The organism is Collinsella tanakaei (assembly GCF_030373545.1).
Classification (GTDB): domain Bacteria; phylum Actinomycetota; class Coriobacteriia; order Coriobacteriales; family Coriobacteriaceae; genus Collinsella; species Collinsella tanakaei_C.
On record NZ_JAUDCO010000014.1, the window covers coordinates 1 to 23,481 of the forward strand.

A 23,481-nucleotide genomic window follows, 5' to 3' on the forward strand; every position below is an offset into this window, starting at 1 on the left:
GTTAATAAGCCCCTGGTGTTCCTCCCAACCCATGCGGCCGCCTGGGCGGCCGCATGGGTTGGGAGGAACACGTCCCCAAATGACCCATATGTCAACGGTGGGTTTACCGAGTAATGGAAGCTCTTCCCTATCATGGGCGACAAGATTGTACCTGGCACCATCTTGTCGGAAGGAGCGTGCATGCTGAAGGATGCAATCGTGGGGCTGGCGGTCGGTGACGCGCTCGGCGTGCCGTATGAGTTCCGTGCACGCGGCACGTATCAGGCCGTCGAGGATATGGTCGGCGGCGGTTTTCATGGGCAGCCAGCGGGCACGTTTTCGGACGATACGTCCATGACGCTCGCCACCTGCGACAGTCTGCGCGCAACCGGAGGCGCGGTGGATGTCGATGACATGCGCCGGCGCTTTGTCGCCTGGATGGAGCGAGGCGAATACGCCGTCGACCACCGTATGTTCGACATCGGCGGCACCACGGCAACCGCCCTGCGCACGGGTACGGGTGCCACCGGCACGCACGACAACGGCAACGGCTCGCTCATGCGTATCCTGCCGCTCGCCTTCTCTGACGCCACCGATGACGAGATCGCGCAGGTATCGGCCATAACGCATGCGCATTCCACGTCGTGCCGGGCGTGCGTGACCTATGTGCACCTGGCGCGCGATCTTGCCGCCGGCATATCGGTCGCCGATGCGATCGCCCGCATCGAGGACACCGCAGTGCCGTTTACCCGCCTGCACGGCATCGCCGATCTCCCCCGCGACGAGATCCACTCGAGCGGGTATGTGGTCGACACCCTCGAGGCGGCCCTGTGGTGTCTCGCCACCACGACGGACTACGCCGCCTGCGTGCTTGCCGCCGTAAACCTGGGCGAGGACACCGATACCGTCGCCGCGGTGGCAGGAGGCCTGGCGGGCATCGTCTACGACGAGGCGGGCATCCCCAAACCCTGGCTCGATGCCCTCCGCGGCCGCGACATCATCGACCGCTGCCTATTCTGAGCGAACAACCAGAACGACCCCGCAGCCGCCACATGGCCCAGGCCGAACAGGCCCCAAATGAACTGGTTCCAACTCATGGCGATGGGTTGGGAGGAACACGTCCCCAAATGACCCATAAGGTATGGCATGGGGACCATGGTATGGCGAACACCGCTGCCGATATAATGGCTCGACATCAATTCGTCGGGACACGAACTGTCGAGGGAGCGATATGAAGAAGTCCACCTTCCTTGCGAACTTTGCCGTGTGGGTCATCATCGCGGCGGTCTGCTGCGCGTTTCTTGCCTGGTACAACACGGGCGACACGGAGGCAACCCGCGCCGCCGCGCTCGCGACCGTCCCCGGCACCGTGGGCATCGTGCTCGCCGCTCCCCTGCTGCTCTACGCCATCGGCGCGGTAGGCGGCCTGCTGTTCGTCTACCTGAAGAAGACGCATGTGACGAGTACCATCAAGTCGGGCTGCTTCATCCCGGCCACGCTCGCGCTCGCCCTGTTTGTCGCGGCGGTCGTGCCGGTCATCTCGCTCGGCGTCGACGAGGGGCTCGCCTTGCCCACCGTCATCGTGGTCTACAGCGCCTCGATGGCACCGCTGCTGATCGTCGGCCTCGGCGTGCTCTACGCCGTCGGCCTCGCCCCGCTCAAGGAGTAGCAGGCCGCCGGCCGAAACCGCTATCCGCCGTCGCGCGCAATCGATTTCCAACCGATCGCCAGCCCGCAGCCGCGAGCCTATCCGCCGCGGCTTCCATCCGCCGCCGTATGCAAACCCGCCCGCGTGGTGCCGCCTTGCGCCCGTCGCGCTACGCCGTAAACGGCCACTCCCCCGCCGCCAGCGCCTCGATGGCCGCGGCCACCGCATCGTCCTCACAGCGGCCGATGTGCCAGCGCGCCGCCTCCGTCGCGTCCGGCGAGGCGTTGCCCACCGCGACGGGATGCCCCGCGACCTCGAACATCGCCAAGTCGTTGCCCGCGTCTCCGAACACCACGACCTCGTCGGTCGACACGCCCAGGTGCTTGCAGAGCACGCGCAGGGCGCTGCCCTTGTTCCAGCCCGCGGGCATGATGTTGGTAAAGCCCGGCATGGGAACGTCGAAATCAAGGCCGTCGACCTGCTCGTTGAGCATATCGACAAACGCCTCGGTGCCGGCGCGGTCCTCGTCCACAAAGATATTCGCCTTGAGCACCGGCGTGTCGGGCAGACCGTCCGCCGCAAGGGCGGCCTGGGCATAGGGCACCGAGATGTTCGCCAGCACCTCGCGGTCGCCAGCGACAAGGTAGGGCGTGGCCCCGTCGAACACGAGCATGCCCGCGCCCGGCGCCTCGCTCACGACGTCATAGGCCTCGCGCAGGCAATCGACAGGCAGCCGCTGCTCGCAGATCTTCTCGCCGGCGCAGTAGACCTCAAGGCCGTTGGTGGCGATCGCCGTGGCGCAGCACGCCTCGTCGCCGCGGAAGAACGGCGCGATCTGCACGCGCCCGCGCCCGCTCGCGGGGCCCACGATCATCCCCGCATCGAGCGCCGCATGAAACGCCGCCACCGTGCGCGCGGACACCGAAGGGGCGCCCTTGGGCATCACGGTGCCGTCGATGTCGGTCATGATGAGCTTGATGCGGGACGCGGATGGGGCGGGCATGGTGCAGCTTCCTTTCGGATGGCCTGGGCGGGACGATACGGATGAAACTCATTGTAGCCCTCCGGGCGCAGCGTGCACCGGCATCCGCTCAACGGAGGAGCGGGGCAGCAGACCGCCATGAAAAAACGTCCCGCAGGCGCGCGAAGGTGCGCACCTGCGGGACGTTGTATGCCGTGAACGGACGACCAGGACCTTGAGGGCTGAGACCGCGGGACAGCCGCGAACCCGGACACGCGTGCCTTACGCGGCGGGAGCGGTCTCCTGCTCGACGCGGTCGAGGGCCTTCTTGAAGCCCTTGGACATGCCGGCAAGCTTGCCGTACGCGTCGACCTGCGGCGTGCTCGCGCGGCCGGCCTCGATGTAGCGGCGCATGACGGACACGAGGATGAACGGCTTCACGAAGGCGCCGTGCAGGCCGCCCCACAGCACGAGAGCAACGATGCCGCACAGCACGAGCAGCGAGGTGCCTGCGGGAACGGCGGTGCCGTCCTCAAACGTAGCGGTCGCGTCGATGTCGGCAAGGATCGCCGTGAGCGGCTCGATGGAGCCGAAGATCAGGTACGCCGCGCCGAAGAACGCGCCGCCGATGATGGCGAGCGACACGAGCGTGATCGCGATCACCTTGGCGGAGTTCTTCATGAGGACCTTCCAGTTCTGGAAGTAGATGACGGCGCCGTCGCAGGTGCTCTTGAACGCCGACTGGTTCTCGTGGAGGAACACCCAGCCCAGGCTGCAGTAGTTGAGGTACTCGAGCACCACGCCGACGATCGCCGAGATGATGCCGGCCACGATGGAGGCAGCGCCGCCCTCGTTGTCGCCGTCGACGGAACGGGCGATCGCGTTCATGCCGGAGGAGATCTCGTTGGTGATGGCACGCGTGATGGACAGCAAGCCGTAGTAGATGCTCGCCGTGGCGAAGCGGCGCTTGACGGCGCGCTTGCCCTCGCCGTAGACGTCCTCGGGCAGGGTGCCGCGGGCGACGCCTTGGGTGATCATGGCGATCTGGCCGGCCGTAAGCAGGTAGCCTCCGAAATGCGCGATGAGGTAGAAGATGATGAGGCCGACGATGAAGGCGATACCGGTTGCGGCAAGCTGGATCGTCTCGTCGATGCCGGCGATGCCGGTCGCGAAGAACGCGATCAGGGGAAGTGCGACCAGGATGGCGACGCACAGGATGGTACGCAGGAGCCGCACGACGGAGAACCGCAGGGTACGGCGGTAGATCTCGAAGTTGCCCACAGGGGATTCCTTTCGTCTGAGCACAGCGTAGGCTGGCATGGGGGTCGGAAAAATCGGCCGAGTAGTTTAGCACGGGTGCGCGATGGGCGTGCGGTGGGAGTGCGCTATGCTCAACGAGTGGGTGAGAGTTGGAGACGACGAAGCGATTAAGGCAGCAGAGAGCCCAGACACACTCGCCCGCGGCCGGATTGAGTGGCTCGGCGTGGCCGGCCCGCACGCACACGGCACGAAGCTCGCATCGATACCAGACGGTCCACACGCGCTACAATGCCAGCATCGAACGATCCGTCTTGAGGAGCGCACCGTGAGCGACGGGGCCATGATTCTGTTGATCTTCGGGCTGATTGCACTGCTCGGCGGCGGCACGACCGCCATCGTGCTGCTGGTCGCCAAGCGCGTCCGCGCGCACAAGGAACGCACCTACACCGGCCAGACGGTGGGCACCATCGTCCGCGTGCGCCCGGGCAGCGTGGACCGCCCGACCACCGTGTACGTCCGCTACGAGGTCGGCGGCGTGGCATACGAGCGCCGTGAGACCGTCAAGCTGACCAGCGAGGCGATTAAGCTCGGCCCCATTCCCATCGGCCAGCGCAAGCACGGCAAGATCCCCTCGCACGTGGGTTGCACCGTGCCCGTGGCGTATCTGCCCGAGGATCCATCGAAGGCGATCTTGGTGGGGAACAGCGGGTTGATGAATGTGTAGGGTGAGCGTGCGAGCTGGTGCTTGCAGCGGCTTTGGCTGACATATTGGTCAGCTGTCCTGCCACGTCCCGCAGAGCGAACGGCGGCGATAGTGCTGCCTCGGCCGTCCCGCCTGCCGCCGCCTGCGCGATAATGGGATTCCGGACACGCTGCGAGCGACAGGGAGGCGTCCCATGCTGTACACGCCCGCGACCAAGCGCGCGCTGCGCTATTGCCTAGCTTGTCACGAGGGGCAGCTCGACAAGACGGGCCTGCCCTATGCCTTGCATCCCATCCATCTGGCGGAGCAGATGCGCGGCGAGGACGAAACGTGCGTCGCGCTGTTGCACGACGTCATGGAGGACTGTGGCAAAACGCCCGACGACCTGCGGGGCATCGGGATGTGCGAACGCGTCGTGGAAGCGCTGACCCTGCTTACGCACAACCCGGCACTCCCCTATCTGGACTACGTACGACAGCTGCGGGACAACCCCGTGGCGCGCGCCGTGAAGATCGCCGACCTACGACATAACTCCCAACTTGCGCGTCTTGACGAGGTGCGCCCACGCGACGTGGAGCGCCTGCGCAAGTATATGGAGGCGCGCGTGGTGCTTGGCGATATGGCGTACGAGCTCGTAACGCCGGCGGGATCCGTGCGAGTACTGGTGAACGGCGAGCCGTATCCGCTTGTTCTGGTTGACGAGACGTGCGAGGGCTTTACGTACTGCCCTTCGTATGGCGAAGATGCCGACACGGACGGCGGGCGCATCCTCGGCGCGCCGGATGGAACGTATCGGCTGGAGATCGAGACGCTACCGCTTGCCGTGGGTGATGTCATCGAAATCGCGCATGAATTCGGCACGAATATCGTCAATTACGGAAGTGACGAACGGGTGGACTACGCGGTTTATGCGGCGTGCGGGCATGTCGTCGGCGTGGGATGCTATGTGGACGAGGAGGACGGCAACCCGGCGGAGAGCCGCGCCTTTGCCGAGGATGGCCGCGAGCGGTACGTCATCGTGCGGGATCCGGTGTCCCATCGGTTTTGCGAGCGCGAGCATGTCATCCCCGTCAGGGTGGCATGGAAACGGGGCGCGGACGCCGTGGCAGCGGAGGTTGTCGGATGGGTCGCCGGCTGGGGTAGATGGTAGTGGCGTCGGGCGACGCAGGCGTCTAAAGCGAGGTGGACGCCCGCTCGTCTTTGATGCCGTGCACATGCTTATCAGGCTGCTTCATAAAGCGACACCCTCTCTCTAACTTGTTCCCCCATCCACGTGCATAGGACTCCAGTGTGTCGCTCGTCCTTGCTAAAACCAATGCTACAGTTGTGCCAGCCCATACCCGAGCCGCATAGAAAGCAAGAACCATGGTGACTCAGCCCAAACTTGGAAAGATCGAGAAAGTCAACGTGCGCGACGTCTGGCCGCACGAGGCGCTGAACTTCACGAAGTGGCTTGCGGAGGAAGAGAACCTCTCTTTGCTGGGCGATGCCTGCTCCATCGAACTTGAGCTCATCGAACAGGAAAGCTCCGTCGGGTCGTTTGCGGTGGACATCTTTGCCCAAGAGGTCGGCGCGGAACGCAAGGTGGTCATTGAGAATCAGCTTGAGGACACCAACCACGACCACTTGGGGAAAATCATCACCTATGCGTCAGGTAAAGATGCCGGCGTGGTCATTTGGGTTGTTGCGCACGCGCGCGACGAGCATCGCCGGGCAATCGAGTGGCTGAATGAGCACACGGACAGCGACTGCGCATTCTTCTTGGTGGAGATTGAGGTGTGGCGCATCGGTGACTCCGCCATGGCGCCCCGTTTTAACGTTGTTGAGTCGCCCAACGAGTGGGCACGAGCGGAGAAGTCTAAGGCAGGCCTTTCGGAGACGGACCGCATCTCGCTCGAATTTTGGCAAATGTGCATTGACCGTACTGCAAAGAATGAAGTGTTTTCGAAGACCTTTAAGCCGCAGAATCCGCGAGCGAAACACTACTTTGAGCTGTACGCGGACTCGAAGAGATACCATTTGGTCCTCTTAATCAACACAAGGCTTAAGAGGATCGGCGTAGAATGCTGCGTCCACGATGCCGATTTTGGCGAATTCGTTCTTTCCCGCCAAAATGAGCTGGAGCAGGCCCTAAACATTGCCGGCACGCCCTACAGGGCAAAGAACAAAGGCATCCGTTTTTATATCGACAGACACGACGTCAAAAACGCTCGTGAAAAATGGCCCGGATACATTGACTGGCAGATTGAGAAGATTGCGGTGCTTCAAGCCGAAATGGTCCGGTTGGAAAAGGAGTTTGAAGCGGATTCAGGTGAATAAGGAACCGCGCAGTTAGGCAAAATACGCACCCGTTGAGAGGCTCATTTAGGGACACAAATACGTAATGCAGGCGCTCGAATCTGAAATCGCAGCGACACCGCTTCCTGCGACAAATGAAGTTATCGCTCTTGAATGACCGATACCCGCAGGCACTTCTAATTCAATCGAAAACCAGGAGAAGGAATAGGCACTTGGACCCGGAAAGGAGATAACAAATGGCCAGACTTGCATGCCCGTGCGGGAACATCCTGTGGAATGGATGCGACGAAAACAACCCGCAGTGCACCTTCTATCCATGGGAAGAGCTGCAAAATCATATGGATGATCTTGCGTTTTTTGAGCTCGATTCTTCTCCGGAAACCAGAAGCCTGGATATCTGGCAATGCTGGGAATGTGACCGTCTCATGGTCTTCGACGATCCGAATAGCAATAGGGTAACGAGATGGTTCAAAAGAGTGTGTGCAGACGACTTCCCTATAGAAAAGAAAGATAATCCTCATGAAATCGGCGTTTTCTTCAATGATGCGTTCTTCGATACGGTCTGCAGGAAGCTTGATTTAGAAGAGGGCTCGGACAAATACAGCCTCATCGGAATGAAGTTCGATCCCGCGGAGAAGCTTCTGTCCCCTCGGGTCATGATGGAGAAGTTCTTTGGCGCGGTAAACGAGAAGGTTCGAAACTGGTGGCTGTCGGAGCACTACGCGGACTGGATAGTCCTCTACGATGCTTTTGATTTCGGCATGAATACGCCGCTGAAAGCATGGCGTCGATATAAACCAGACTGGAGCGTCGAAGGGTAGGCATCGGAAGACCAGCGGGTCCCTCGCGTGCCGACTATTCTCGACAGATCGAAGCCGCGCTCAGGACGTATGGCTGCTACACATTCTGAGCACCTACTCGAGCTCCGCATCGCTCAACATGTGACGGGCCTTAGGAGATGTCGGAGGTGCGCAAGAATCTTGACGGCACACAATCCGACAGCCTCTTCTCTACCGCTGCCGCCTCCAGCGCAAGCGCCTCCCCGGTCCATAACCGCATGCCACTCGTGCTGGGCCCTGGAAAATCGAATGTTTGGTTCGGCCGAGTTTTTGCGAGCCTCGCGGATCGCAGCTTCATCCAACTTGCATACGATCCGGAAAAGAGCCGGTCAACGTAACAGGATGGACTAGACAACGAAATAAAGGTCGCCCCTGGCACGCGTCATGGCGACGTAAAACTTTGCCTTGGTTTGACCTTTGAGCTTAGATGGCTTGTTCTCTATCCATTTTTTCATCTCGCCAGTAGGGAATATCACTACGTCTTCGAGAGTTAGACCTTTCGATTCCCCCATGGTCATTACGGGAAAACCCAAAGGCACGGTTGTTCGGCTGTCCCAGACCAAGGCGACAGTCCGAGCCTTTCTCGACAGAGCCCATCCTTTAAGTTCCGATATGCTGACGGTGGTGACTCGCCCACGAGGGTCTCGAGCGCGGTCCCCACTTGGAGCGACGGGAGGGTAGTCGTCATACAGGCGATTGGCGAGAGAGATTATGGTGTCGGAGCATCTGTGGGTAACAGAGAGCGTCGTGCTATCGACCGTATACTGCGTATTCCTCACAAAGAAGTCGAAAATGTCAGGGTTGGCCTTGTTCTTAGCCTTAGCACCAGTACGATACGTCTGTTGTCTCGGATCGCCAACGATTACCATTTCCTTCGACTGCTTCATCAGAGCATGGAGCAAATCATAGTCGTATCCCGCGAAGTCCTGAGCCTCGTCTACAAGAATGGCTCCAAAGATGTTGCACACCCTCTGGACAACTTCACCACCCCACTGCTCGTTGCACAAAAAAGCAAGGTCGGCAAGCCTTGTCCTATAGGCGACGCCAGGATGTGGACAGTAGTATCGCTCGTCTCCTCGCTGGACCCCCCGAGCATTGCGAGGATCCTGGTCGTTGAACAGCATGCGATCAATGCGATGGTTAAACCCTCTGGCTGGAAAAGGCCTTACCCCATGAATCAGCAGGAAGGAAAACCAGGTCATAACTGTAATGTTGACGGGCATGTGCCCAACTCGCCTGACGATTGCCTCGCGGAACTCCGCCGCATTCGCATCCGTATATGTCAGGTATAGCACCCTCCGATCGATGCAGCGCTCGAGGGCGATTTCGCGCAACATGCTCGTCTTGCCGGTTCCTGCTCCGGCAACATAGATCCTTTTCGAGGGATTAGAGCTTGCCGTCAATCCACCCCAGCCCCTTCGTAATATAATCGGGAACATTCACGGATTCATATGCTTCGAACAGTGCGAGCGCAACCTCCGTCTTGTTGCCCTCCATATACTTGAGAAGGCTGGCTTCGTCTGGATAGCCCTTGCCCAGAATGGAGTTAATCGCATCTAGACCATTTGCTCGCAATATCTCGGCTTCTAGGGTATTCCAGTTGAGTTTCTTCTCGTGGTCAACATCGTTGGGGTCATTGGGTGGATAGACCGCATCGTCAAAGCTGACGTTGACATTAGGACAGCCATAATATGCCTGGTACTTTTTCCTAAGCCTCTCGGGGTTCCCGTCGTTGTCTGTTAGAACGAGGATCCGTCTCTGTATCGCGGAGGCGAGCTCGAGAAAGCGCAAGAAGCCACTGCCGACGGCAATAACGTCGATTCCATCCTCTATGGGGAGCCTGTTCTCGTGGGTTTTCCGATATGCGAGTTGGACAACAAGCTCGTCGGAAGGTCCCTCCACGAGAATGGCCGACTTGGCGAGAACGAGGCGAAGGGTATCATATCCGGGCAGTCGCTTGAAGAAGTTTAGCGTTGGCCCATCAAGCCCGCTTAGCGGTGCGCACATCGAGCCCTCTTCCGAAGACCCGACAATCTGAATGTTCTCGAGACCAAGGATGTTGGCCACATAGCTCGAATGAGTAGTCATCACAATCTTGCGACCGTCGGCACCCCTGGAAATGAGGTGAACAAGCTGGTTGAGATTGGTATGCGAGAGGTGATTCTCGGGCTCCTCGAAAAGCAGCATAGTAGTCTTTTCCGGACGCCTCTTGTCAAGCGCAATTCCCGCCTGAATCATGCTCTGGGAGCCCGCACCGATGTGACTATAGGGAACGCTCTCAAGTCGAACTACGAGGTTCTTCTTCCATGATTCCGAAGTTCCGAAATCCGCCACAAGGTCGATGCCACCCATGTCATCGAAGTTGAGCGTGGGGAGGAAGGCGCTTGCAGCGCGAAGGGATTCCGCCGCGTTCCAAGTATCGAACGAGGCACGGGCGCTCTGGGCGAGAGCCATCCTGTGCTCTTCATCCAATCCATCCAGAAGGGTACGCGCTGCGCGCTCATCAGCCCAACCACCACGCCATTCCCCGGTAGGATTGATCATTACGGAGCGGACGGGAATCGATCTTGGAGTGATCAAGGCCCCCGCGAATGTCAGCCAACGCACATCGTAATACTCGATGGGGAGGCTCTTGAGACATCCGTCAGGAAGGCCCTCGAGCTCAACTCGAAACTTTTCATCAAACTCAACGGAGAAAGTGAACCCACACGCTTTCCTGCTCGTTGAGTTGTTGCCACCTGACAGCTCATTGGTCTCACTAAGATTTTCCCCAGTTAGAAATACCTCGACTGTTATCTTGGGCAGATCTGATAAATCTCTGCTACCCGCTCTTTCAATGAAGCTGTTGACCGCATTGATATTGAACAGCGCTTGTGAGAGAGCCCTCCTGATTGGCTCGCCGCGATATAGGCCAGTAAGTGCGAGGTGAACGGCTTCGAGTATGGTGCTCTTACCAGCACCGTTATCGCCGACCAGAATGTTGAGGTCACGCTCAAAATCAACGAGCAGCGGAGCCCCAATGCGCTTAAACCCCGCGATGACAACGCGGTCGACATCAAAGCCGTTTCGCCCGCTTCCCATATCCACCTACCCAATCTATCGCAAATATACGTTGGGATGATCCTGCAGTTTATGCGATCCCGCACCTACCCCAAAATCTCGCTGCCGAACTCCGCCAGCGTGAACGCGTTGTCCGCGTCCGGCGCTTCGTGCTCGAACACCATGAAATACCGGAATCCGTTACCTGCCCTATCAGCCCATCGTGTGCCAAGCCTCAGCTTGCGCCTGGCGTCCTCGCCCAGGTGCTCGCCCTTAGTCTCGATTGCCATGAGCACGTCATCGTCGCGCAGCGCGAGAAAGTCCGGATAGTGGTTGATGAACCCGTTGATGCTGAACTCCTCGGGCTTTCGCTCCACCACGCGGTGCCACCACGTGATGCGTCTATTGTTCGCGAGCAGATCCACCATCTTGCGTTCCAGGCCGTCAACACGTCCGTCCTCGGCCTCGTAGAGACCTTTGTCGTAGCTGGTCATGGGACTTGCCTGGACGAAGGATTCCGGGAACCGGTACTCCGGCTCGAGCCGCACGTCGCCGCGCGAGAGAAGCTTGCCGAAGCGATCCTCGCAGAAGTCGTCAGCGAGCCCGCGCACCGCGCTAGTAACGGCGCGTGCGACGCCACCCACGCTATGGAGGCACGCGTTCACGACAGGCGACTCCATGTCGTCTACCACACGAGAGATATAACCCGTGAGTTGGGTGCTCCCGAAGGTGTTCTTGAACTGCGACGACATAGCCTGGAGGACGAGCGCCTTCAAGCTCTCGCGCTTGCTCTCGTCAGTCATGTTGGCGAAGAGCATCGCCATGTTCTTCCTGACGTCGTTCTCGAGCCAGCGGATGCGGTACTCGTCGGAGTCGGAGGCAAGATCAACCTCACGTGCCTCAGAGAAGGTGTCGGGATTGATCTTAACGCCGTCGATACCGTACTTGGACAGCTTGAAGTCAGTGAGCAGGTCCTCACGATCGAGCGGCTTCCAGATCTCAGCATCGGTGAACAGGCCACCGTCCACGCGAACCATAAACTGCGGAATGCACAGCTCCCTCGCCGAGTCGGCAACCGCCTCGCGCATACGGTACACGTTCATTCCCCCTCCTAGACCACCGAGCAGAGAAGCCGGATCACCCGAGTCGGTTTCGTCCTCGAAGCGCTCCTCGATGTTGCTGGAGGTGTTGATGATGTCGTCCACGGTTGTGGGCTCGGAGCCGGAATTATCGGGCACGCTTAGGTCGAGCCCGTCGAGATCGAGCTCGTTGCCCTCGCCGTCCTCGCTGTCGCTCTCCGGAACATCCGGGAAATCAATCTGATCTTGCTTTGCGGGTACTGCGGGCGCCATCCCGGCGGTCTCCACATCCTCCTGCGAGAAGCCCACCCCGTTGAGGCCGCGAACAACCTGCTCGAGTGTCGCATCGAAGTCCGCCGAAGCCGTGAGCACGTAGGCGATGTTGAGGCTACGGGCGTCGGCTCGCGCCGCGTAAGGCTGCCTCAACACGCGACCCACGATTTGCTCGACGCTCACCTGCGAGCTCTTGTTGGCCACGGTGGCAAGCGCGTAGGCAAAGGGACAATCCCAACCCTCGGCGAGAGCCTCCACAGTGATGATGAAACGTATCGGGCACTCGCGAGCCATGAGGTCAGCACCGCCGATCTCGTCCACGTCGCCCGTTCGCACAGCTATCTGCTCGGCAGGAATGCCGCCCTCGATAAGCTTCTCTTTGAGCTTCTGGTAGGTCTCAGCGCCCTCAGTTCCGCGTCGCTCTGCCTGGAAAAGAACGATGGGGCGGATGTATCGTCCGGTCCTCTTTTCGTCCTGCTCGGCGATGACCTCGAGCCTGTGCTGGAGCGTGACGGCGTCGGCGATGGTCGTCCGCTTATCAGGACGACGATACACCACCACGGGAAGCTTCACCATCTCCTCGCGCTTGAGCTGACGCGCCGTCGCCTGCGCAATCACATTTGCGCCTTTGCCAGGAGTCGCCGTGAGCTCCAGCACGAAGCGCGGGTTGAGGTTGCGCAGCATGTCGAGCGAGAGCTTACTTTTCGCGTGGTGGCTCTCGTCCACAATGACAATCGGGTTCGTACCGGCAAGGGCAGAGATGAGGGCCGTATCGTCTGCGCCTTCCACGTCAACTGCCGTACCGGTGTCGCGCTGGTAAGTAGTGAGCCCAGCAAGCGATGAGTTCTCCGCGTAGGCGCGGCGACCATCTTTGTTCTTGAATGAGTCGTAAGAAAGCACGAACAGTGTGAGCTGATCACCCACGGTCGCGGCGCTGAACGCACGACCCCTAAGTCCGTCCTCCTTGTCGAGCACCTCCACGCGTCCCGCGAAGTCTCGATCAAGGCGCGTGCGCAGGAAGTGCTCGGGATTCCTAAAGTTGCGAAGCGTCTGCACAAGAATTTCTCGCCTCGGCACGAGCCACACAACGACTTCGTCGTGTGAGGGCAACGCGTCCGAGAGCACATCGATAGCGCATGTGCCAATGAATGTCTTCCCGCCGCCCGTGGGCACCTTGACGCAAACCTTCGGCGCGCCGCCGAGGTCGTCGCGGTAGCGCTCGACGCCGCCCTGACCGGGCGTGAGCCCGACGGCGTTCATGAACACGCCGTAGGCCGTCGCCGCGTCCCTGGTCATCGCGTACGTCCTCGCGAAGCGGCCGACCTCCTTGAGGACTTCTCTCTGGTACTGCTTCAGCTCCATGGCTAGATCCTCGCTATCTGGTCGGGCACGCGCTTGAAGACGACCCCCATCTCGTCAAGGCGCTCGGGCGCAATGGCGCAGCGGTCCGCGCAGATCACGGTCGGCGAGCCCTTACGCGGGAGGCCGCGCAGCAGGTCGTAGGTGAGCGCGGTCTCCTCGCCGGGCTCCCAGGCGAGGTAGTAAACCGCCTGCGCGTGCTCGCCGAGGAGGTAGGGATGCTCTTCGGTGAGATCCTCGTAGGGCGCGCGGGTCTCGGTCGCCCAGACGTAGCGGGCGAGGTCCGCGCGCGTGACGTCCGGGCTCAGAGTCCCGTCGCTGCGGAAGAGCGCGGGTCCGAGCTCGTAGTAGGAGAAGCCGGAGTCGGTGCCCCCGACGGCCTTGCTTCCCTCGCCGTAGCCGCGTATGACGCGACGCACGCGCTCGGCAGTAGTTGTATCTGCGTATTCGCTCAGCTCGATCAGGATGAATCTGCGCTGTCCGCCGTCTTCGGCGTTCTTTCGAAGAACCGCTTCCGCCGTTGTACCGGAGCCGGCAAAGGAGTCTAATACCAGCGAATCAGTCTCAGTCGCAATATGAAGAATGCGCTCGATTAGTCGAGGTGGCTTGGGGGTGTCAAACACGACTTTACCATCGAAAATTTTCTTAAGTAGTCGCGATGCCTCACCAGTGTGGCCAGTCTCTTCATGTGACCAGAAGTTCGTAACTGGACGACCCGCTACGGCATCAACGTAAGCCTTTCGATAGAGAACGCCCTTCCCCTTACTGGAAAAGAAGAACTCGGGAAGAACGCTGTTCTCATAGATGCTCAGAGCCCGTTCTTTTGCCTCGTCGAGAGGGACGTCAAGAATTATTGCTGAAACATCATTCTTTACCTCATCCGGAGATACATTGCACACTTCGGCGCGTTCCCCTTTATCGGCAATCTCCTCAAGCTTGTAAGGACACCATTCGTTCATGGCAGCAAGCATCTGAGGTTGGCCAAGGCTCCAACATCTCCCGCGTGGCGGATAGCACATCTTTCCCGTTACCGGATTTTGTATTGCATACACCATACCCTGATGCGTAGTGGCGCCCGGCGCGCTTGCAACGATGCTACGCCAGTCTCCTCGCGGATCATTGTCGGAATTCGAGAAGCGAGCGTTCATTTCCTCAGTCCGAGGAAGCTTATTAGGCTGCCACTGCGGCCTGGCGCCGTAGACAAGCATATGCTCAACTTCAGCGGCAATACCCTTCACGTCATTGCGCATCGAGTATGTTCTCTGCCAGGAGATGTCCGCAACGAAGCACGAGGGACTGAAGATCTCATCGCAGATGAGCTTCAAGTTGAACAGTTCATTGTCGTCGATGCTGATGAAGATGGCGCCCGTCGGGGAAAGCAGCTTCCTTAGCAGCTGGAGCCTCGGGTACATCATGCACAGCCACTTGTCGTGACGAGAGAAGTCCTCGCCCTCCTTGCCCACGACCTGGCCGAGCCACTTCCTGATGCGGGGGTCGTTGACGTTGTCGTTGTACACCCAGCCCTCGTTGCCGGTGTTGTACGGCGGATCGATGTAGACGCAGTCGACCTTTCCCTCGTACTCGGGCAGCAGCGCCTTCAGCGCCTCGAGGTTATCGCCGTGGATGACCATGTTCCCGCAGTCCGAGCCGTGGCTGTCGAGCACGCCCTTCTCGGGCACGCGCTCGAGCACGCGATACGGGACGTCGCGGTGGTGGTTGACCACCTTCTCCTTGCCCATCCAGTTGAGAGTCGGCATTGACGCACATCCAATCCGGTACAAGCCGTGACGGTTAACAACACAATGCAATTATTATCCCACAGGGACCGGACAAGTTGAGGGCTGCAGAACGTGCGCCAATGAATTGCTTTACCGCTCTACTAGGGTTTTTAAATCTTTGGGGAAAGCCACCTCTTGCAGAACCTTTTCTTCTGTTTTAGAAATGTAATCTATCGCTTTAAAATACCAGTCTTCAGAATGCTCCTTGTTTTTGGTTTTGGACATCTCTGGAAAAATACTCTCAAGTATTCCGCTCCTTATAATTAAGATGCCATAATTCATTAATTGTGTAATAATATCATCAATTTCCTCATACAAACCTTCGCCGTATGCATTTACTGATTCCAGACTTACAAACTTGTACGCATTTGAAATGCGCGTTTTGTTGTTCTGCCTCGCTTTACCGTCACACTCACTATTCTGGTTTTCATTCTGGTTTTCTGAATGATGGGGCTTCATCTCGCTCGATATAGCATCGTACAGCGATTGCGCGGCACTCACGGCATGCTCAGCCAATACATTTGGAACATTAGCCGCTCCCACAACCCGTTGAAGCTCATCCACCGTCTTAAGCAAATCAAAATCGGCGACCATGCGGACTTTAATACCCGCCTTCTTATAGAAATCGATTTTGCTTTTAAAATTCTGCTTTCCGTTCACTGGAACAAACAGGATATCTTGCATGGGAAACATCTTGGCAGCTAATTGCCCAAACAATTCCGCATCTCGAGGGCCTTCCGTCAAGACTACGACTTCCGAAAAAAGCGCATCAACATATGCTGGCGTAAAACCCGTTGTAGATATAAGTTTTTCGAGGTCAACGGTTTCTATTACGTTAGCCCGTGTTGTATCACCTTCTCTCGCTAATCGAATTATCTGCACTTCTGCAGACTGGCCGCCTCGCTTCATTTCCGAAAGCACGCCGCGAATGAAATACGAACTATGGGTCGCAATGAATAATTGGCTCTCTTTTGCACCCGAACTCGAGACCATTGCCGCAATCTTTTTTCCCATCTCAAAAGCAAATGGGGGATGGAGAAACGATTCAGGCTCATCAAGCAGATACACGGGCTTTTTATTTCCAAGTATAGAAACCAGAACGGAAACAAAGCTTCTAAATCCATCCCCCTCTTCACTCAAGGGCGAGGCGTTAGATAGCTGCGTGTTATCAGGGGCATGAGTCCCAGAAACACTCTCTCTGTATTCTGAGAAACTAGCGCTCACAAGAGGCCTTACAACTTGTCGATTACTAGAAACATCAAGTATGACGTCTTTTCCAAATAAACTCATAACAGTATCTGAAATGCTGTATAGATATGGGTCAGTATCTAGCGCCGCAGATAACGTGTTGTAATCACAATTGTCCAGCCCTCTAGCAGGCTCGCCAATTGATAGAACTAGCCTCTCCTCTGTCCCTGAATAGCTAACGAAAAGAGGGCCAACAAATTGTTCGAATTGCCCATCGCGCGCATTGATGCATTCTTCCAGAACTTCCTGCAGCTTCAGGTCATCTGACACGGGAATTGTTACTTGGCCACTATAGGAATAATATCCATCTGGGTTTATTTGGATACCACAACTACAGTAGCCCCTTGAACGCCAGCCATCAGAAGTTCGAAGGGCGATTTTGTCGAGGGGCCCATAAGCCTTCACGAATTCCCCAACGTCCTTTGGCAAATTGAGTTGAATACTTGTGAGTACAGCCAGCGGATAATCTGGCAAGCCATAATTTCGTGGGTGTCCAAGAATCTCGGACCGGATCTCCTTCAGCAGCCTGCTTTTACCGGAATTGTTTGGCCCGATAATAACGTTGATTCTACGGGGCTCAATTTGAACATCCCCATTAAAATTAAGCTTATTTATCTTAAAGTGATACCCGTTGTCCGCAATAGAATTCATAAGTATTGCCTTTTCTTTAGAAAGCCTAATAAAATATGTGCATATTTCTAATCTTTTTTATATTAGAGCATAAAGCTACGCACGGCATGATCGTGAACGCCCGTCGCAGGTCATCCTATCTTTTCTTGTATAGAAAGACTCCATTTTGCTCAAGTTGAGATGCAGCGCCTCTCAACTTCGATAATTGAAGCGAAGATGATTCGATATTCGCACGGCAGACAGGGCTTAATTTCAAATTAACTTTGTGTATATTTTTTGTAATGCGGGAAACGATTTCGTTCATCACTTTGACACATTCATCACCCGGCGTTCCCCTACCCCCGACACACCACGTCATTGTGATACTCGATGAACTCCGGCGCCAGTCGGTGAATCGCGGGCGCATCGATCTGCACCCCGTCGTAGCGCCACAGATTCCGCTCCGACGCTTCATCACGGCGCACGCATGATGCGATGTGCACGCGCAGGTTGCGGTCGATTGTCATGAATCCCTGGTCAAATGCACGGTCGTGCAGGGCATCCAGCAGAAGGCCGTTGCTCGCCGCCAGGCGCTCGGTTGTCGGATCGCATGCCGCCCACGGCTTTATGTGGCTCGCCACCAACAGCTCGGGCACGGCAAGGTGTGTCAGGCGGCACCGGACTGAACGTCACCCTGCTCGTTTCCTCTCCACGAAGCTTCCGTTGCAATCCGGCCTCTGCTCTTCGAACTCTCGATTAAGCAGCAAAGTATCGACTCGGTACGCCCGGCACGCAATCGATTTCACCGTAAAATGGCTGCTCAGCTTGGACGCGATAGGCTCATCCATCATCTCCGTCTCGCCACATTCGGAAACCCCATCAAGAAGACCACCTCAACAGCGCGCCAACATATTTCTCTGCGATTCATTGCTACATCGCAGGCCAAGCGCGGCTACAATACATGTGTCTCGGTCTCTCTACTCGCACCCTTTTTGGCGCTTGGAGTGAGAGGCTGCAGGGCGCCCCGCCGCCCTTCGGTAGTTGTGGGCGCCCCACTTTTTCAATTTGAAAAAGACTTTCGCAATACGAGGGCAAAGATGCCAATTCAACAAATCGCCTTCGACGTTCCACCAACAATCGCTTCAAAACTACTCACGGGAGAGTACATCCAATGGGGCGGCATCATTCGCGATCAAGCGGGGAGAATCGTCAAGCATCTTAAGCCAGTACAAATCGAGCAGACAGGCGACCAGGCGCTGAACGTAACAAAATCGGTGAAAAACGCCACGCGCAACAACAAAAATGCCCTCATCGTCGTTGGCGCGGCGGTTGCTGCCGTCGCCATTGCAGGTGGGACAACGATTTATCGGCAGCTCAAGAAAGACAGGCAAAACAAAATCGCTTTCGCCGAACTCAACGAAGCGCTTGCTGGCTACATGTCAGCAATCGACGAAGGCACACTCGATGTGGAGAAACTGGACAAGGCAATCAACGCCATCGACACCGTCATCGAGAAGATTGGCGGTAAGGAAGTAAAGATCGAGATTGAGGGAGAGACGTTCGCAAACCTCGTACGTGTGATTCGCGACTACACCGAGCGGCTTCACGCGGCCAACTCCAGATACTTCGACGGTAAGGCAGTCTCGATACCGCGAACAAGCGACGGCACGCTTGAGAACTTGCGCGACTACTTAAAGGTTCAGCGAACGATGTTTGAGCTTGCCGCATAAAACATGAAAGGATCTGCTTCTGCAGGCCCTTTCATGTTTCAGAACAAAAAGGCACCCCGAAGGGACCGTAAAGGCCCAATCGGAATGCCCTGTGCGAGGCACTCACACGGGGATCTCACCCATGCCAGCCTCTCTCGACCTCCGTCCATTCTTACAGTCCTATCCGAACGCCGTATTGGCTAAGGTACCTTTCCATTAGTTCCCTATGAGCCATATCGTTTCTGTATCTCCAAGGGCGCCTCACTAGTCCAAGCAAAGCTGTGGCGCATTCACCTAATAAACCTGCCTCTCGCCGTATACTGCCACCTGACTGGACGTTCTGCGCAAGCTCAACAGCAAACCGCTCAATCTCTTTGACTAATCGATTTGCCTGTTCGACATTCCAATCAATAAAACCTTCCTGACGTGCGGTATTTATAATTGATGCAACGACCTCTGAAATATGCTCAATATCGCCATTGATGTATTCTGCAGTCGGTTCCGAGTTAACTGAGTTTTGGAAAGCCGCCTCCCAATCATCAACTGAGTTCAAAAAAGCGTAACCATATATTATCAAACCAAGGTGTCGGAAAAAATCACTCAGCGTATCCGTGAATTCATAACGCCATGAGTCATAGTACTCCCATTGCCTCCTAAGAATTGTCCTGCGCTTCGCCTCAAAATCACGTATCTCTTTAATAGCTAAGAGCAGGAAAGAGCCCAAGATTATCGAGACCAACTCGACAATTGCATCGTCTAAACTGACCATTCCATTCAAGAGAAGAATAGAAAAGATAATGACGCATATAGGAACGAAGACGGCAAGCGTGGAGGCCCAGCTCCCGAGGGAGCAGATCGTTCTCTTAACAGCCCTTACAAATCTACGAAACGGAAACCAAGCGCTTCGTAGGTAAAATCCGAAAGCACGAAAAAAGGGGAGCTCATAATAATATCCCTTATACTTAACACGCATGTTGATGTCTCCAAAGCAAGCTTTATCTATAATCTTATTAGCATTATATCCCGCAGGTTAATGCGTTTTCCATCGCTTATTATCCGCTAGTACGCAACTGCTTTTATAATGTACAGGAATTATTACCATATATAGAAAAGTATACATTCGATTCTGTTACCCACATGCCGCAGCATCCATAACATACAGAACGCACGTCAAACTGAAGGCAAGTAAACCGACCGTCTTGATGCCCAATACACGTTTTGCTAGCTGCTATACTAACAATACGACTCATATAGCAGGAGGCAGGCATGTCTGCGGTACAGATGAACATCCGGATGGACTCCGCTCTCAAAGCATCCGGCAATGCCGTTATCGCCAAACTCGGGTACACCCCGTCGCAGGTCGTGCGTGCGCTGTGGGAGTTCGCCACCGTGCAGGGCACGCTCCCGCCCGCCCTGACACACCTGTTGCGCGACGATCGGGACGCCAGCGCAACGGACGGCACACCAGACCGCGCATCCGAAGGTGCCGCACTCGTCTCCTCTTTCTACCGGCAAGTCGGCATAGAGGAACCAGCGGACAGCCCTATCGATTACGACGAGCTCCGCCAGCTTGCCGCCGCCGAACAGCTCGAGAAATGGAGGCTCGCATGACGGATTCCCCGCGCGCCGGCATCAGCCTCCCCATCAAGATCCTCGTCGACACCAACGTCTGGCTTGACTACTTCCTCGCGCGCGGCGCGCATCACGACGCCGTGAGCACGTTCATCGCGAAAGCGTACGAACGTGAGGACATCGCGCTCCACATCCCCTCGCTTTCGCTCAAGGACCTCGCCTACCAGCTGGCAAGCCTCATGAAGCTCGATACACGGCGCGCCGGAAAGGACGTCACGCCCGACATTGCCGCAGCGGCCCGCGAGGTGTCCTGGGGCTGCGTGCGCAACGTGCTCGAAAAGGCCCTCGTGGCGCCTATCGGCCGTACCGAAGTACTCGGCGCGTTCACCTACAAGCGCATCCACGACGACTTCGAGGACGATCTTGTCCTGGCGTCGCTCGACGCCGCCGGCTGCCAACTCCTCATGACCCACGACGCGGCGCTCAAGCGGCATATGGGCGACCTCTGCCTGACGGCCGAAGAAGGCCTCGAGCTGCTCGACGAGCTTGACGCTTAGCATTTCTAAGCCGGAGCGGAAGCATCGGGATCCGCGCAAGGAGCTCACTGCTGACACTCGGAACTCAGTACTGACGCGAAGAACTCCCAGCTGACAGAACGCAGCGGAAATGCGCCGTTCGTGTCAGTTGGGAGTTCCGACTGTCAATAGTGAGTCTCGGCTGTCAGTGCCCAAAATGGGTTGAACGGAACACCCGGACGAGGTCCGACAGCACCGCCGGCGACGGCTGTCAGCACCCAAAAGGGGTTGAAAGGAACACGTCCCCAAACAACCCGTTACTTGTCGCGGAACACCAGCAACTTGCTGTAATCCGTGTCGCGCGGGCGGCGGCTGTCGGGGTCGCGGAAGAAGTCCGCAGCAAGCCGGCGAATCACGGGCGAGAGCGCGATCAGCGCGATGAGGTTCGGGATCGCCATGAGGCCGTTGAAGCAGTCTGCGAACTCCCACACCACGTCGAGGTTCGCCACGCAGCCCGCGAACACCATGGCGACGTAGGCGACCTGGTAGATGCGCACGGCCACGCGACCCGCCTTAGGCACGCGGCGGAACAGGTACTCGACGCACTTTTCGCCGTAGTAGTACCACGCGATGAGCGTCGCGAACGCGAACAGCATGAGGCCGATCGTCACGATGTACTCGCCGAAGGGAATGCTCTGCCCAAAGGCCTCCGAGCTCATGGCACCCTCGGACATCATGGGGTCGGCGCACCACAGCCCCGAGGTCAGGATCACCAGGCCCGTGACCGTACACATGACGATGCTGTCGAAAAACACCTCGAATGTGCCCCACAGGCCCTGGCGCGCAGGATGATCGGTGTCTGCCGAGGCGTGTGCGATGGGCGCCGAGCCCATGCCCGCCTCGTGCGTGAACACGCCGCGCGACATGCCGACGCGGCACGCGTACATGACCGTGGCGCCCAAAAAGCCGCCCGTGGCCGCCGTGCCCGTGAAGGCGTCGCGGAAGATATGGGCGATCGCCGCGGGGATCTCGGCGGCGTTGACGACGAGCACCGCTGCAGCGCCGACGAGGTAGAAGATGGCGGCAAACGGCACGAGCTTCTCGGTGATCTGCGCGATGCGGGTGATGCCGCCGATGAGGACCAGGCCCGCGAGCAGCGCCACGACGGCGCCGATGACGGGCAGTGGCACGCCGAAGGTCGCATTCACGCTGCCGGCAAGCGAGTTGGCTTGCACGCTCGCCCCGATGCCGAACGACGCGAGGAAGCCGAAGATGGCGAACAGCACCGCAAGCCAGGTGATGCCCAGGCCGCGGGAGATGTAGTACATGGGGCCGCCCACGATCTCGCCGCGCTCGTTGCGCGTGCGGTATGCCACCGACAGCGTGACCTCACAAAACTTGATGACCATGCCCGCAAGCGCGGAGAGCCACAGCCAGAAGATCGCGCCCGGGCCGCCCGTAGCCACCGCGAGCGCCACGCCCACGATGTTGCCGGTGCCGAGCGTCGCGGCAAGCGCGGTGCACACCGCCTGGAACGGCGAGATGGTGCCCTCACCCGCCTCGGACGGGTCGACGCGCTGGAAGAGCGTCTTGGTGGTGTAGCGCATCACGACGTTGAAGCGCGTGAACACGACTCCCTTGGTGATGAAGAGCAGAAACACGCCGGTGCCGAGCATCAGCACGACCATGGGAACGCCCCACAGCACGTTGTCGTTCAGTGCGGCCAGAATGGACATGAAGTAATCGAACATAAGGTACCCCTCGACGGTGGCGCTCAGGCGGCGCCGCTGTTTGGGGGCTAACTTTACACCCCCTGTGTTTCCATCGCGTGTCGGGGACGGCTTGGAAACCTTGCTGCAAAGGCGCGGGCCATGTCCCGAAAGGAGCCGGGAGCAAAATGGGACATCGCCAGCAGGCGGAGCTCCGTACTGACACGGAGCTCCGTACTGACAGGCGGAACTCCGTACTGACACGGGGCTCCGTACTGACAGGCAGAACTCACTATTAACAGCCGGAACCCTGTATTGACACAAACGGGGCGTTTTAACCAAGTTCTGTCAGTACGGAGTTTCTGCTGTCAGTACAGAGCCCCAGCAAGCCGCCGAGCACCTATCCACTTGCCCGCAAACCTCACCCGAGCACGGATGCGCCGAACGGCAGCAGCGAGAGTTTTGCCATCTTGAAGCTCTGCAACCCGAACGGGATCCCGATGATCGTGATGCAGTTCAGCACGCCGGCGATCAGATAGGCGATACACATCGGGATGCCGGCGAAGATCACCCAGAACACGTTCGCCACAAACGACGGCGCACCGCCGCCGTATTCGATCGTCTTGCCGAACGGCGCGAGGGTGAGCGTCGCCATCTTGAAGCACTGCAGCCCCAAGGGAATCCCCACGACGGTGATGCAGAAGACAATCCCCAGCAACAGCCAGCCGATCGCCGTCCAGATGCCGCCGAGCAGAATCCAGATGATGTTGCCAAGAAGGCTCATCGCCCACCCCTCCTTTGCCGCGCGCGGACAGCACCGTCGCCGCCCGCGCGCCCGCATTGCTTATGCCACGATTATCGCAAACGACCCCCGGACGTCGGTGGATGCCTCGTGCAGCGGGC

20 protein-coding genes are annotated in these 23,481 nt (G+C 58.0%); 9 read left to right on the forward strand and 11 right to left on the reverse strand.

All coding sequences use genetic code 11. From position 1 onward, the window contains the following. The first annotated feature begins 180 nt into the window (after positions 1–180). Both QUW00_RS08915 and QUW00_RS08920 read left to right on the forward strand, forming a co-directional pair. Positions 181–999 carry an ADP-ribosylglycohydrolase family protein gene (locus tag QUW00_RS08915; protein ID WP_289614029.1) on the forward strand — a complete coding sequence of 273 codons (819 nt, stop codon included), beginning with the start codon at positions 181–183 and terminating at the stop codon, positions 997–999. Between the two features lie 211 nt (positions 1,000–1,210). Further along, entirely contained in the window at positions 1,211–1,648 is a 438-nt protein-coding gene (locus tag QUW00_RS08920) for a hypothetical protein (RefSeq protein ID WP_289614030.1), read from the forward strand. Positions 1,649–1,796: 148 nt separating this feature from the next. Here QUW00_RS08920 and QUW00_RS08925 read toward each other — a convergent pair whose 3' ends face one another. Continuing rightward, positions 1,797–2,630 carry an HAD-IIB family hydrolase gene (locus QUW00_RS08925; protein WP_289614031.1) on the reverse strand — a complete coding sequence of 278 codons (834 nt, stop codon included), beginning with the start codon at positions 2,628–2,630 and terminating at the stop codon, positions 1,797–1,799. A gap of 240 nt (positions 2,631–2,870) precedes the next feature. Beyond that, positions 2,871–3,869: a hypothetical protein gene (locus QUW00_RS08930; RefSeq protein ID WP_289614032.1), complete on the reverse strand. Its 999-nt coding sequence runs from the start codon at positions 3,867–3,869 to the stop codon at positions 2,871–2,873. A gap of 304 nt (positions 3,870–4,173) precedes the next feature. Here QUW00_RS08930 and QUW00_RS08935 point away from each other — a divergent pair, with 304 nt between their 5' ends. The 4 genes from QUW00_RS08935 (at position 4,174) to QUW00_RS08950 (ending at position 7,670) form a co-directional block, all read left to right on the forward strand. After that, the gene (locus QUW00_RS08935; protein WP_289614033.1) at positions 4,174–4,572 is read left to right on the forward strand and encodes a DUF3592 domain-containing protein; all 399 of its coding nucleotides are present in this window, start codon (positions 4,174–4,176) and stop codon (positions 4,570–4,572) included. 172 nt (positions 4,573–4,744) lie between these two features. Beyond that, positions 4,745–5,701 (forward strand): hypothetical protein, encoded by a 957-nt coding sequence (locus QUW00_RS08940; protein WP_289614034.1) that lies wholly within the window; start codon positions 4,745–4,747, stop codon positions 5,699–5,701. 215 nt (positions 5,702–5,916) lie between these two features. Further along, entirely contained in the window at positions 5,917–6,870 is a 954-nt protein-coding gene (locus QUW00_RS08945) for a DUF4268 domain-containing protein (protein WP_289614035.1), read from the forward strand. A 215-nt stretch (positions 6,871–7,085) separates the two neighbouring features. Beyond that, entirely contained in the window at positions 7,086–7,670 is a 585-nt protein-coding gene (locus QUW00_RS08950; RefSeq protein WP_289614036.1) for a hypothetical protein, read from the forward strand. Positions 7,671–8,035: 365 nt separating this feature from the next. Here the strand turns inward: QUW00_RS08950 and QUW00_RS08955 are convergent, their stop codons facing one another. The 6 genes from QUW00_RS08955 to QUW00_RS08980 all read right to left on the reverse strand — a co-directional run bounded on the left by QUW00_RS08955 (position 8,036) and on the right by QUW00_RS08980 (position 17,744). Continuing rightward, a complete protein-coding gene (locus QUW00_RS08955) occupies positions 8,036–9,091 on the reverse strand; it encodes a UvrD-helicase domain-containing protein (RefSeq protein ID WP_289614037.1) in 1,056 nt (351 codons plus the stop codon). Beyond that, complete coding sequence (locus QUW00_RS08960; RefSeq protein ID WP_289614051.1) at positions 9,075–10,769, reverse strand: ATP-dependent nuclease; 1,695 nt, start codon at positions 10,767–10,769, stop codon at positions 9,075–9,077. Before QUW00_RS08960 ends, QUW00_RS08955 begins: the two co-directional genes overlap by 17 nt. A gap of 65 nt (positions 10,770–10,834) precedes the next feature. Further along, the gene (locus QUW00_RS08965; protein ID WP_289614038.1) at positions 10,835–13,441 is read right to left on the reverse strand and encodes a DEAD/DEAH box helicase; all 2,607 of its coding nucleotides are present in this window, start codon (positions 13,439–13,441) and stop codon (positions 10,835–10,837) included. A gap of 2 nt (positions 13,442–13,443) precedes the next feature. Further along, complete coding sequence (locus tag QUW00_RS08970; RefSeq protein WP_289614039.1) at positions 13,444–15,195, reverse strand: site-specific DNA-methyltransferase; 1,752 nt, start codon at positions 15,193–15,195, stop codon at positions 13,444–13,446. Between the two features lie 111 nt (positions 15,196–15,306). Beyond that, positions 15,307–17,115: an AAA family ATPase gene (locus tag QUW00_RS08975; protein WP_289614040.1), complete on the reverse strand. Its 1,809-nt coding sequence runs from the start codon at positions 17,113–17,115 to the stop codon at positions 15,307–15,309. A gap of 314 nt (positions 17,116–17,429) precedes the next feature. Further along, positions 17,430–17,744 (reverse strand): HNH endonuclease, encoded by a 315-nt coding sequence (locus tag QUW00_RS08980; protein WP_289614052.1) that lies wholly within the window; start codon positions 17,742–17,744, stop codon positions 17,430–17,432. Between the two features lie 426 nt (positions 17,745–18,170). Between QUW00_RS08980 and QUW00_RS08985 the strand changes: the two genes are divergently transcribed. Further along, the gene (locus QUW00_RS08985) at positions 18,171–18,803 is read left to right on the forward strand and encodes a hypothetical protein (RefSeq protein WP_289614041.1); all 633 of its coding nucleotides are present in this window, start codon (positions 18,171–18,173) and stop codon (positions 18,801–18,803) included. 151 nt (positions 18,804–18,954) lie between these two features. On the opposite strand, the gene QUW00_RS08990 is transcribed toward QUW00_RS08985, so the two are convergent. Continuing rightward, on the reverse strand, positions 18,955–19,755 hold the full coding sequence (locus tag QUW00_RS08990; protein WP_289614042.1) for a hypothetical protein: 801 nt from the start codon (positions 19,753–19,755) through the stop codon (positions 18,955–18,957). Between the two features lie 293 nt (positions 19,756–20,048). Here QUW00_RS08990 and QUW00_RS08995 point away from each other — a divergent pair, with 293 nt between their 5' ends. Beyond that, positions 20,049–20,393, forward strand: a complete 345-nt coding sequence (locus QUW00_RS08995) for a type II toxin-antitoxin system RelB/DinJ family antitoxin (RefSeq protein ID WP_289614043.1) — start codon at positions 20,049–20,051, stop codon at positions 20,391–20,393. Beyond that, positions 20,390–20,911 carry a type II toxin-antitoxin system VapC family toxin gene (locus QUW00_RS09000; protein WP_289614044.1) on the forward strand — a complete coding sequence of 174 codons (522 nt, stop codon included), beginning with the start codon at positions 20,390–20,392 and terminating at the stop codon, positions 20,909–20,911. Before QUW00_RS08995 ends, QUW00_RS09000 begins: the two co-directional genes overlap by 4 nt. A 275-nt stretch (positions 20,912–21,186) precedes the next feature. On the opposite strand, the gene QUW00_RS09005 is transcribed toward QUW00_RS09000, so the two are convergent. Both QUW00_RS09005 and QUW00_RS09010 read right to left on the reverse strand, forming a co-directional pair. Next, entirely contained in the window at positions 21,187–22,620 is a 1,434-nt protein-coding gene (locus QUW00_RS09005) for an alanine/glycine:cation symporter family protein (RefSeq protein ID WP_289614045.1), read from the reverse strand. A 379-nt stretch (positions 22,621–22,999) separates the two neighbouring features. After that, positions 23,000–23,362: a YccF domain-containing protein gene (locus QUW00_RS09010; protein ID WP_235421782.1), complete on the reverse strand. Its 363-nt coding sequence runs from the start codon at positions 23,360–23,362 to the stop codon at positions 23,000–23,002. Between the last annotated feature and the right edge of the window lie 119 nt (positions 23,363–23,481).